Source organism: Blautia sp. AM23-13AC (genome assembly GCF_003435675.1).
Classification (GTDB): Bacteria; Bacillota; Clostridia; order Lachnospirales; family Lachnospiraceae; genus Fusicatenibacter; species Fusicatenibacter saccharivorans.
In genome coordinates this window covers 112096-124316 of record NZ_QTUL01000005.1, presented here as the reverse complement: position 1 = coordinate 124316, position 12221 = coordinate 112096, and the positions used below count along the sequence as shown (strand labels likewise).

General features: G+C 50.4%; 11 protein-coding genes and 1 other annotated feature. All 11 genes read right to left on the bottom strand.

The features are described from left to right. Nucleotides 1–133: 133 nt before the first annotated feature. The 11 genes from DW642_RS07960 to DW642_RS15855 all read right to left on the bottom strand — a co-directional run bounded on the left by DW642_RS07960 (nt 134) and on the right by DW642_RS15855 (nt 12215). The gene (locus DW642_RS07960) at nt 134–1549 is read right to left on the bottom strand and encodes a tetratricopeptide repeat protein (RefSeq protein ID WP_117509832.1); all 1416 of its coding nucleotides are present in this window, start codon (nt 1547–1549) and stop codon (nt 134–136) included. A gap of 9 nt (nt 1550–1558) precedes the next feature. Further along, nucleotides 1559–1732 (bottom strand): hypothetical protein, encoded by a 174-nt coding sequence (locus tag DW642_RS15995; protein WP_022461761.1) that lies wholly within the window; start codon nt 1730–1732, stop codon nt 1559–1561. Between the two features lie 26 nt (nt 1733–1758). Next, nucleotides 1759–3054, bottom strand: a complete 1296-nt coding sequence (locus DW642_RS07955) for a bifunctional folylpolyglutamate synthase/dihydrofolate synthase (RefSeq protein WP_117509831.1) — start codon at nt 3052–3054, stop codon at nt 1759–1761. 182 nt (nt 3055–3236) lie between these two features. Further along, a complete protein-coding gene (locus tag DW642_RS07950; RefSeq protein WP_117509830.1) occupies nt 3237–5453 on the bottom strand; it encodes an LTA synthase family protein in 2217 nt (738 codons plus the stop codon). After that, a complete protein-coding gene (locus DW642_RS07945) occupies nt 5454–8105 on the bottom strand; it encodes a valine--tRNA ligase (protein ID WP_055220009.1) in 2652 nt (883 codons plus the stop codon). 95 nt (nt 8106–8200) lie between these two features. Next, nucleotides 8201–8421: a binding site (T-box leader), on the bottom strand. Between the two features lie 110 nt (nt 8422–8531). Then, on the bottom strand, nt 8532–9332 hold the full coding sequence (locus tag DW642_RS07940) for an MBL fold metallo-hydrolase (protein ID WP_117509829.1): 801 nt from the start codon (nt 9330–9332) through the stop codon (nt 8532–8534). Between the two features lie 21 nt (nt 9333–9353). Continuing rightward, a complete protein-coding gene (locus tag DW642_RS07935) occupies nt 9354–9698 on the bottom strand; it encodes a putative signal transducing protein (protein ID WP_117509828.1) in 345 nt (114 codons plus the stop codon). 147 nt (nt 9699–9845) lie between these two features. Then, nucleotides 9846–10286 carry an SseB family protein gene (locus tag DW642_RS07930; RefSeq protein WP_242991156.1) on the bottom strand — a complete coding sequence of 147 codons (441 nt, stop codon included), beginning with the start codon at nt 10284–10286 and terminating at the stop codon, nt 9846–9848. Nucleotides 10287–10369: 83 nt separating this feature from the next. Next, a complete protein-coding gene (locus DW642_RS07925) occupies nt 10370–11329 on the bottom strand; it encodes a hypothetical protein (RefSeq protein WP_117509827.1) in 960 nt (319 codons plus the stop codon). 18 nt (nt 11330–11347) lie between these two features. Then, a complete protein-coding gene (locus DW642_RS07920; protein WP_117509826.1) occupies nt 11348–11920 on the bottom strand; it encodes a M48 family metallopeptidase in 573 nt (190 codons plus the stop codon). A gap of 157 nt (nt 11921–12077) precedes the next feature. Continuing rightward, nucleotides 12078–12215: a hypothetical protein gene (locus DW642_RS15855; protein WP_156327580.1), complete on the bottom strand. Its 138-nt coding sequence runs from the start codon at nt 12213–12215 to the stop codon at nt 12078–12080. Nucleotides 12216–12221: the final 6 nt, after the last annotated feature.

The window sequence follows — 12221 nt, the reverse complement described above, 5'->3', positions numbered from 1 at the left end:
TTGTGTTTTATCTTCTCACTTTTATACTTTTTTGCCCTTCGTCCCACGCACCCTCCGCGTAGTCAGTGGTATCAGCCCGACGAAACAGCGCCGCATCTCCTGCGGCATTCTGCCCCGTGGGCATCCGTCCTCACTATTCCTCCGTCTTCACAGTCCCCCCCAGCGCCTCAATCTGCTGCTCGGCCTTAGTAGCCTTCTGGGTTCCCGGGAACTTATCGATGATCTCCTGGAACACCGAAATCGCATTATCGGTATCCCCACTCAGCCGATACGCATGCGCCAGATAGTTAAGCACCGTATAGTCACTGTCGTTGATATTCTTAGCCTTCGAAAGCTTATCAATCGCCTCCGTGTAATTCGAATCATCAAACGCACTGACGCCAGAATCTGAGAGTTCCTGGAACATCGTCGACTGCATGCTCTTGTAGATCGTATCGTAAACGGCTCTTGCATCTACAGAGAGGGCCTCCGGGTTGACCTCCGTCAGTGCATTGGTTGCATTGCTTGTATTGCCCTGCTGCTGCGCTTCCACTGCTTTCAAAAGGTTTTCATACGAAGCCACCGTGTCCTGTGCCGTCTGGATCTGCTGCTGGGCAGATGCCGTCGTTTCGTTCAGGGAATCCACCTGGCTCTGAAGCTGATTCAGCTGCGCCTCCTGGCTCGCCATTTTTCCGCTGTATTCCACAACCTTTTCATCCGCCTGGCGGTTAATTCTCTGCGTATTCGCCGGCCCGACGAGAAACCACACAACCAGTGCGCCGAGCACCAGTCCAATGCCGATATTCAGCATGGTAGCCGCCGTCGATGTCTCGCGGAACGTCGGCGGAATAATCACCGTATCGCCGCTTACTACCCGCTCTCTTTCGTCCTCCCGCTGCTCTTCCGTCCGCTCCCTGCGTCCGAACCGCCTCGGCTCCAGCGATGTCTGCGTACCCGTCTGGAAGTCAATCTCCTTCAGGAAACGCAGCGTCGTCGAATTTGTCTTGTCAATTTTCGCCGCCTTTTTCAGAATCTTCCGCGCTTTCTCATACTCACCCTTGTGAATATAAATCAGCGCCAGCAGATGATATCCCTTGATCAGCTTCGGATTCTGGTTCAGAATCTTGCGCAGCTGGATTGCAGCCACATCCTCATTGTTCTCGCGGCAGCATTTCAGCGCACTGTTGTATTTCTTGATCGTCTGATTGATCATATCCAGCTTCGCCTGCTCCGCCTGCAGCGTCGCAATATACTCCGTCGCCACATTATTCTCCGGCATAATATTCTTGCTGATGATCCACTCACTTAACGCCGCAACCGCTTCACCCGTCTCAAAATAGACAAGGCCTAACAAGTTCCGCGCATGGATATTGTATTTGTTAAACTTCAGGCTCCGCCGCAGCATATCAATCGCTCCGGAAAGATCCCGGATCTCTGCCTTGTCGAGGCCCAGATTGTAGTACATATTCGAAAGAGAAAAACATTTTCTCTGTACTCTCAGGTTAAAACCACAGTTGGGACAGATCTCCATTCCGACGTCCACAACCGATTTACAATTCATACAGTTCATTCCGGCACCTTACTCTTCCTTTTCCGCTTCTGTCTCGTTTTCCTGTTCCGGCTTGTCGTTTTTCATCATTTCTTTCAAAATGTCGATCACATCCGTCAGATCACGGCTGTAAATCGCATCCTCCACCTCGTCCACATCGAGACACGGTTTAAACTTCTTCAGTTCTTCTTCGTAATTTAACATAAACAAAAAATTCCTTCCTGTATTCGCTAACCATTCCGCTTTGCAAGATATGCTTTCAGTTCGCCCGCCAGATACAGAGAACCCACGCAGAACAGCATGCCGCTGCCCTTCTTTTCCAGTGCCTTCTCATACGCTGCCCCGATCTCCGATTCCGCGCAGACATCCGTGCATCCTGCTTTTCTGAAGTCCTCTGCAAGCACTTCCGCCGGTACGACGCGGCTTCCGTCGATCTGCGTTGCAACAACATGGGACGGATGGATGCCCTCGCAGATTTCACCGATCATCTCATGATAGTGCTTGTCTGCAACTGCCGTGAACAGAATCGTGATCTCGTTTTCTTTCGCAAAATAGCCTGCCGTGCTGACAAACTGTGCAATGCCGTCCTCGTTGTGCGCGCCGTCGATGATGACGCCCGGCGCAGCCATTTCCATACGGCACGGCCATTTGATCTTCGAAAGACCTTCCGCAAGCACGTTCTTAGGAATGTCGTGCACGTCCTGCAGAATATGCATCGTGTAAAACGCAAGGCTTGCATTCATCATCTGATATTTTGCCACGTACGGAATCGCAAGCTCTGCTTTTTCGCCGCCCAGGTATGCAAAGGTAAAGGTGATGCCCTCGCGGCTCTGTGTTTTCATCTCATAGAACGACGGCTCCATCGGCCATGCCGGGCTTCCCATCTCTTTCGCCTTTGCGGCAATGACAGACGCCGGACCTGGCTGGCTGGCGTCGTAAATCACCGGGACACCGGCTTTGATGATGCCGGCTTTCTCTCCCGCAATCGCCTCGAGGGTGTCGCCGAGATACTCGGTGTGGTCGCGGCTGATGGACGTGATGATGCATGCCAGCGGCTTTTCGACCACATTTGTCGCATCCAGCCGTCCGCCAAGGCCGGTCTCCATGACCAGGTATTCCACGCCGGCTTCTTTGAAAATCAGCATTCCCATCAGGAACAGCGTCTCAAAATAGCTCGGATGGCCTTCGCCCTCCGCCTCGTATTCTTTGGCTGCTTTTTCCACTTTGAGAAATGCGTCGAGAAACTGCTCATCCGACACATCTTCCCCGTTGATCTGGAACCGCTCGTTGATGCGTACAAGGTGCGGGGAGGTAAAAAGTCCTGTCTTTTTGCCGCCTGCAAGCAGCATCGCATTCAAGTACGCGCAGACGCTTCCCTTTCCGTTCGTGCCCGCCACATGGATAATTTTGATCCCTTCCTGCGGATTCCCAAGGCGCGAAAGAAGCTCCCTCGTATGTTCCGGCGGATGCTTCACCGTAAATTTCGGTATTGTTTCGATATAATCAACTGCTTCTGTATAATTCACTTTATTTCACCATTCTTCAGTATTTTAGGGCTGCTTTCAGACCCTAGTATCATTATAATCGAGTGACCGGATATGTCCATAGCAATTTTCAAAATTTTGTCCCGACTTTTCGACTTTCCCCGTAAAAAGATACAGTGGGACGTCAAAATCCGCCCCACTGTATGATCTTTCGGACACTCTTTTTAATTCTGCAGACCGCCGTCTTCGGCCGGTTTATCGCTGTTTTCTGTTTTTGACGGCTCAATCTTGTCGCCTTCGCCCTCCGGCGCACCGGACGGCGCTGCCGTCAGTTCATCCTGCGGCGCAGTGCTCGTATTGGCATTTTCCTGTGTCACGTCCGTTTTCGTGCTGTCCGGGTTCGGCGTCGGCGTCGGTGTAGATACCGTTTTTGGCTCTTCATACATCATCGGCTCTGTCCTTGTCAGCACCTTCTTCGTCGAGCTGTTGCTCTGCTGCGCGATTGTAATCTGATCACCGTCTTCCAGGGTCAGACTATGCACCATCAGAATCGACGGGCTGACATAAACGGTATCCTGTATCTCCTCGTTGACTTCCACACGGCTCGATGCCGTAAAGTTTTCTCCGTAAAAATACCAGGTATCTTCTCCGGATTTTTCGATTCGTTCCAGTGTTACCGGCAGAGCACCCATCTGCAGCTTCACACGCTCATACGGTGTCTCTCCGTCTTCTCCGTAAACGTACCGTTTTCCATACAGCATATCATACTGCAGCACCTCGAGATCCACCTGATAATTCTTCGTATTCCGTCTCGTCTGATGATACCGGAAAATGGTTCCGTCATGAATTCCCACACGGTTCATAACCTCTGCTGCAATCTGGTAGGAAGCAATGTTTTCCTGTTTCCTTTTCAGTCCCATATTATCCCAGATTACGTATTCGGTCTGATACAGATAGCGGTTCTCCAGATCTTCTACTTTCAGTCCCATCGTTGGCAGATGGTCCCCGTACATCACAAGTACCACCGGCTCCGGATAATCCGCAAGCTTTGTCGTCAGCTCTTTGACAAATTTGTCCATCTCATGAATCTGATTTACATAATATTCCCAGGAGTAATTATTTTTTTCCCGGTCTTCCGCGCCTGTCACTGTAATCTCCGGATCGTCAAGCACCGGCTCTGTCGGATAATCACCGTGGCCCTGTACCGAAATCGTATAGATATAATCCGGTTCGTCTGTCGCATCGAGCGTTTTTATGATCTCTTTTGTCAGAATATGGTCTTTTACCCATCCGGTTGCCGTCACATCCGAGATATCCGGCATATATTCCTCCGAGGTAAAGGTATCAAAACCAAGACGTGAGAATACACTTCTTCTGGAATAGAAGTTTGCTTCATTGTTGTGGATCGCATGGGTCGCATAGCCAAGATTCTTTAAAACATACGGCGCACTCTCACACGTCTCCTCTGAAAGCACCGATTTGTACGGATACTCACCCGCTCCGAAATACCGGAGGCTCATGCCGGAAATAGTTTCAAACTCTGTGTTTGCTGTTCCGGCTCCCACCACCGGCACGCGGAGATAACCGGAAGAATAATCCTTCATCAGCTGCCGGTAATACGGGATCGGATCCTCGGAAATGTTGAGGAAATTAACCAGCTCCGGATCGAAAAAGGACTCCAGCTGCAAAAAGATAATATTCGGTTTTACCGTATCATCCTCTTTTTGTTCGCCTTCACTCGTCTCAATCTGTTTCACGAGCTGTTCGGAATAGCCGTTCGGCTCTGAAATTCCCGTATCAAACAGGGTGACTGCCAGACAGTACGGATAGCCGTAATCCTGGTAGGCAAATGCGATGTTGACGAAATAGCTGGAAAGCACACGCTTTGCAAGCGCCAGATTTGTTGCTCCCGTAAAGAGTACAATTACCAGAGCAATCAACGGCACATTCAGATACCAGCGGATTTTCCCCCGAAATTTCGGTCCTTTGATCCAGACCCATACAAAAAATGCCAATAATGCCACAAGGGCTGCTACGACGAGGATCATGGTACCTTTCGACAGATACTTCGTCACGACCTTTGCGCCGTCACTTAAATTCCGCAAGTCCGGTCCGGTAAACGGCGTGACGCGGTTTGCCAGAATCACACCGTTAATGATGCCGAGCAGCAGCCAGAAACAGCTCATCACCAGCCGTACCAGCACACGTCTGCGGAACAGATAAACTACCATAAAAGTAGTGAAGATCAAAAATGCATTGTACAAAAAGACCCATGGGCTTTCCACCATGTAGCTCCATGCAGATGCCAGCGAATGGCGGGAAAATGCTTCAATCACCAGATACAGAATACAGCATCCCAGGGCCTGCAGCGGCAAAGAGAGCCAGTTGCAGACTTTCACTACGGTTTCCTTGTTTCCATGCAGTTTTTTTCCTTTTTTCATTTATTTTTTCAGCTGCTCCAATCTTGTCTGAACCTGCTCCATCATCTGCTGATAGTTCGCCAGTTTTTCTTTCTCTGCCTGAACTTTTGCTTCCGGAGCTTTGTTGATAAAGTTCGGGTTGCCAAGCATGCCGTTGGAACGTGCGATCTCTTTTGTCAGACGCTCTTCCTCTTTCGTAAGGCGGGCGATCTCTTTTTCCAGGTCAACCAGCTCGGCAAACGGAATGTAGATCGTTGCCTGCGGGATCACTGCGGATACCGCATCGTCTGCGATGCCGGCTTTGTCTGCCTGTACGTGAACTTCGCTTGCTCCTGCCAGAGTTCCGAAGAATACAGCACCGTTTTTGAAGGTTTCCTGTACAGCAGCATCTTCCGTTACAACGAATACGCTTGCTTTCTTTGACGGCGGTACGTTCATACTGGTGCGGACACCACGGATGCTTCTTACCGCCTCTTTCATCATCTCAACGGCTGCCTCATCCTCTGCGTATGCAAAGTCTTCGGTCTCTTTCGGCCATGCGGCGATCATGATGGAATCCTCGTCCGGATTCAGTGTGCAGTAGATTTCCTCTGTGATGAACGGCATAAACGGATGCAGCAGCTTTAATGCATTGCCAAGAACGGTTTTTAAGGTCCACAGTGCAGCGCCCTTCGTCTCGTCGGTCTCGCTGTACAGACGCGGTTTTACCATCTCGATGTACCAGTCGCAGAACTCCTCCCAGATAAAGTCGTAAACCTTCTGTACGGCGATACCGAGCTCGTAGCGGTCCATGTTGTCCGTTACTTCCGTTGCCAGCGTGTTTACCTTAGAAAGAATCCATTTATCTGCCAGTGTCAGTTTGTCTTTTGGCATTTCAGACGGAACTTCTGCTTTTTCCAGGTTCATCATGATGAACCTGGAAGCGTTCCATACTTTGTTTGCGAAGTTACGGCTGGCTTCTACACGCTCCCAGTAGAAACGCATATCGTTTCCAGGTGCATTACCGGTCATCAAAGTCAGACGGAGAGCATCTGCACCGTATTTGTCAATGACTTCGAGCGGATCGATACCGTTTCCGAGGGATTTACTCATCTTGCGTCCCTGGGAATCACGAACGAGTCCGTGGATCAGTACGTGGTGGAACGGAACCTGTTTGGTCTGCTCCAGTGCGGAGAATACCATACGGATAACCCAGAAGAAGATGATGTCGTATCCGGTTACGAGTACGTCGGTCGGATAGAAGTAATCAAATTCCGGTGTTTTCTCCGGCCATCCTAACGTGGAGAACGGCCACAGAGCAGAACTGAACCAGGTGTCCAGGGTATCCGGGTCCTGGGTGAGATGGGTGCTGCCGCATTTCGGGCATTTTTCCGGCATTCCGCCTCTTACAACGGTGATCTCGCCGCAGTCATCACAGGTGTAAGCCGGGATGCGGTGGCCCCACCAGAGCTGACGGGAAATACACCAGTCATGGATGTTGTTCAGCCAGTTCTGATAAATCTTGCTGAAACGATCCGGGATGAAGTTTACTTCCCCGTTCTTCTCCGCTTCGCTGGCAGCGGCAGCCATATCCGCCATTTTTACAAACCACTGCGGTTTGATCATCGGCTCTACGGTTGTCTTACATCTGTCGTGGGTTCCTACGTTGTGAACGTGATCCACTACTTTTACAAGAAGGCCAAGCTTCTCGAGATCCTCTACCATGGCTTTTCTTGCCTCGTAGCGGTCCATGCCGGCGTATTTGCCGCACTTGTTGTTCATGGTTCCGTCATCGTTTAAGATGTTGATCTCTTCGAGGTTGTGGCGTTTTCCTACCTCAAAATCGTTCGGGTCGTGTGCCGGTGTAATTTTAACGCATCCGGTTCCGAACTCTTTGTCTACGTAAGCATCTGCGATAACCGGGATTTCACGGTCGGTCAGCGGCAGTTTCAGCATTTTTCCTACAATATCGGTGTATCTTTCATCCTCCGGATTGACAGCTACGGCAGTATCGCCGAGCAGAGTCTCCGGACGGGTGGTTGCGATTTCTACGAAGCGGCCTTCCTCGCCAACTACCGGGTAGTTGATGTGCCAGAAGTGGCCTGCCTGCTCCTGATATTCAACCTCTGCATCGGAGATGGAAGTCTGGCATACCGGGCACCAGTTGATGATGCGGCTTCCTTTGTAGATCCATCCTTTTTCATACAGACGGCAGAATACTTCTTCTACGGCTTTGGAGCATCCCTCGTCCATGGTGAAGCGTTCTCTCTCCCAGTCTGCGGAGGAGCCGATCTTTCTTAACTGGCTGTTGATGCGTCCGCCGTACTCTTTCTTCCACTCCCAGCAGTGCTCCAGGAATTTTTCGCGTCCGATTTCATCTTTGTCGATGCCCTGCTCTTTGAGCATATTGGTAACTTTTACCTCGGTTGCAATCGCCGCATGGTCGGTTCCCGGCTGCCAGAGGACTTCATATCCCTCCATCCGTTTGAAACGGCAGAGAATATCCTGCATGGTGTTGTCGAGTGCGTGGCCCATGTGAAGCTGTCCGGTTACGTTCGGAGGCGGCATCATAATGGTAAACGGTTTTTTGTTCGGGTTTACAGTGGCGTGGAAATATCCTTTATCCAGCCATTTCTGATACAGTCTGTCCTCGAGTCCTTTCGGATCGTAGGTCTTTGCGAGTTCTTTGCTCATGAGATCCTCCTTTTATGTTTGGTGTATTGTGGTATTTATTCCCGCAGAGGCTTGTCTTAAATCAAAAACGCCCTTCACATACACATAACATGCATGCAAAGGGCGAAAATTCCGCGGTACCACCTTAATTTGTATCTCGTTTCGGAGTCTGTAACGTGACTCATGCGTGAGAACCTAATCATCACATCTTCTGTGCTTTTCAGCTCTCCGGTTCAGAAGCTACCTTCCATGACCACCTTCCCGGACAGCCTTTCAGCCGGTGAACCGTCCTCTCTTTTGGGGCCTGCCATGTACTCCTCTTCCTCATAACCTTTTCTTTTTCTGTTGGAATAGAAACTGCATTTATCATAATCGCGTTTTTTTATTTTGTCAAGCCGCCGCGGGCAAAAACCTTTCTTCTTATGGAAGTTTTAAGATTTCACGCGCTTATTTTCGGTGAATCCGCGATGCACAGTACTGCATTTCTGCGCGGCCGTACGACGCGTAGCGGACCTGTTCTTTCGAAAACGGCTTCGCATTGCTTGGCCGTCCCAGGTTTTCGCCGTGGATCACCTGATCCACAAGGTCGATGAGATCTGCGAGAACGCCGAGGCTGAGCGGATTGTAAACCGGATGCGCCGTCGATTCAAACACCTGCGTGTGATGACCGCCGAAGAATTTCATGCGGCCGCCCTTTTTCACCAGCCACGCCATCAGACCAACCAGACCATCGTAATACTCTTCCAGGCTCGTTCCGCCCGGCACCTGCATCCAGACACCGCAGCCGCTTCCGATCGCATCTCCGGTGAACAGGTAATTCTGTTTCGTCTCCAGCACGACAACACTGCCCGGCGTATGGCCCGGTGTCTGACAGACGGCCAGCTCTGTGCCGCCGAGCGGAATCACGGAATCGGTACGGATGTCATGAATCTCCTCCCACGGTTTTAATTTTCCCGCCGTCAGCATCACGAGCGTCTCCGGGTCCATTTTCTTTTCCTCGTGGCACATGTAAACTTCGTCGAATTCATCGATGTGATACATGTGATCCGGGTGCGCATGCGTGATAACCAGCAGCAGAGGCTTATCTGTCAACTCCCTTATCACCGGCAGAATCTTTGCGCCTGCTGTGATGCCGGTATCAATCACAGCCGCTTTCTCTTCTCCTTCTACCACATAGAACGACGAATTTCCCGCGTCAAGAATACAGTAAATTTTTTCTCCGATTTCTGTTACCTGAAAACCTTCCATTTTGTAAAACCTCCCTTTTGTTCACCGGAACATACTGAACCCTATGTTAAATAAAATCCCCATAACAATAATAATAACCCAGATCAGAGCTGCAATTCTTGCTTTTGGCGTATGGGACTGTGTTCGGAGCGGCTCAGGAAATTCCCCTTTTTTCTCCCAGTCGGCAATCCGTTTTTTTGCCTCCTCTGCCTGTTCTTCCTTCACATAAACAACGCGTCCCTGATACGGTATTCCAGTTGTAATCTGCAGAATTTCTCCGGCTCCTTCGCTTTTTCCATAAGCCATGATTCCATGACGCTGCAGCATCTTTACCATCTTTTTTGTAGTCTGTTCATCTACCGTACGATACACCTTTCGATACCCCATATCTTTCCCTCCTGTGCTTTGTGCCTTAGATCCACCTTCCGCTATTTTATGCTATTTTCTTTTTTTCTCTCAGCATCATCACCCACGCAATCCGTAATCGAAGTTGATTGTGAGCAGCATCGTAATCTGGCCAAGTGAAATATGATATCAATGTCCTGCGTTCTCTTCCCCGATGATAATCGAAAGCAGCGTATGATCCAGCATGATCGTGCGGTTCCACGGATTGAAAATCACACCGCTGATCTCCTTTGTCTCAGATGCCATGTGGATCAGCTGTTCCAGACTCACGAGAAACGTAGATTTCACGCTGCTGCTCCCCTTTAATTCCTCATCAAAGCTCGTAAACGCGGCCCACCAGACTTTTCCGTCCGCGCTCTTTACCGTTCCGATCCGGATCTGATCGTCGCCGGATGGCGGTTCCACGGAAAGAATCGCCTGTCCGCCCTCTTTCATTCTGCGGCGGATTACCGTCAGCACATGTGCCAGCAGTTCCGGCGTCGGCTCCTTTTGCAGTCCCAGAATTGCTTCCTCTATCGTTTCATTCCCCTGCAGCCCTTCGTCCTTTGGAGTTTCCATTTCTTTTGCCATTGCTCTTGTCCTTTCTTTTTCGTTTTTCCCACACAGAATCTGTGTACCATCATCCCCGGCAGCTTCGGCACTTCCGATGACATTTACTCTGCGCCTACCCAGATGCCGTCTTCCCCGCAGAATCTGCACTCTTTTGATAAATCCAAAACGTTTTCCATCCGCTTTAAGATCTGATCGTACTTCCCTTCCCGCATCAATGCAATCGTCACCTGATCCGTTCCGATCTGCAGATGGCGGAAGCCGCGTTTTCCTTCCTCCGTCCACGGCAGAGTCAGCTCCAGTTCAAAGCCGCCGCTGCTTCCGTACAGCTTACCCGGCTGTTCGTCCGCAAACAGCTCGAAAAGCGGCTGATAATATGCTTTGAAATAATTCTCCTCTGGAAACCAAAGTGTCCCGTCCCCGGTCCGCTCCGGCTCTTTTACAACGGCATTCAGATAGCCTCTCTCGTAATACGTCATGCACGCCGCGCTCTTCGTCAGCGGATTTTCATTGATCTTCTCGATCTCCGACGCCGCCCGGCATCCGTTTCCAAAGGCCGCCTGGCTGTTCTCGCTCCTGCCGACCGGCTCCCAGACGCTCCATGCGTTCTGCTTTCCGTATCCGATCAGATCCTGGCGGTATGCACCGTTGTATTTTACAAATTTTTTCTCCCCCGGCTGCTCGATCAGGTTCAGCGGTACCATACAGTCAATTCCGTACAGCTTCTGCGCAATCAGCCGCGTGTAGATGATGCCGAGATAATGACAGATTGCACTGCGCTCCGCCGTGTCGAGATACATAATCTGCTCCGCTTTTGTCAGCTGGTCGCCGCGTGTTTCGAGCACACTCTCCACCATCGCAATCCGTGACTGCAGCTCCGCCTTCCGTTTTCCGCGGTAGCGCGCCGACAGACGGCCGTACGGCATCGTGCTTGCAAGAACCGCGTGCAACAGCTCCAGATTCGTGTATTTGATCATAATATCTTTCTTATTTAAACCGAGCTCTGCGTCGGTATCGACTTCCGTCACATTGATGATATATGTTTTTTCTTCGGTCAGTATCATTTGTTTTGCCTCTCTTTTTCAGTACTCTCTTCCATGCTCCTTCAGCCAGCTCTGCCACACTTTGTAATCGGGCATCTGCTGTGCCACCACCGCGTAAAACCGCGCGGAATGGTTCATCTCTTTCCGGTGCGCCAGCTCGTGGATAACGACGTAATCCATCACGTGCTCCGGCATCAGCACCAGCTTCCAGTTGTAGTTCAGGTTTCCGGCGCTGCTGCAGCTGCCCCAGCGGGTTTTCTGCTCACGAATTGTGATTCTGCCATACGTTACGCCCATCTCTTTTGCAAAATGTGCCGTCTTTTCCGCCAGCATCTGCGCCGCACGTTTAACCGCCGCTTTTCGTTCTGCTTCCGTCAGACGGTTCGCTTCTTTCTGCTCTGCGGCCGCCAACGCTTTTTCCCGGTGTGTGTGAATCCAATCCTGTTTTTCTTTTAAGAATGCTTCGATTTTGTATTTTGCCATCCGTTTCGGTGCGCGCACCACCACGCTTCCATCCGCTTTGACCTGGACGGCGAGCGTTTTACGGGCGGAATACACGATCTCATAGGGAATCTGTTTTAAAATCCGTTCTGCGCTGTCTTTCTGTTCCATTTATTTTTCCTCAAAAGCTGTCTGTTTTACCATTTTTTTGCCTGTTTTTCATTATACCTTTTTCCCGGCGGAAACGCAATCGGATTGCTCACAGAAAAAAAACGCGAGCAGAATCACCGTTTTTCTTCCGGCAATTCTGCTCACATTTTTCCTTCTCTTATTTCAGCTCAATTTTTTTCTGCTTTCTTCGGATGCACAGCCTCACAAATAAAATCGCCGCCTGCACACAGAGAATCATCACCAAAATTCCAATCATGGACAGCGCTGTTGCCCCCAGTCTGATCAGTTTTCCCATTCTTTT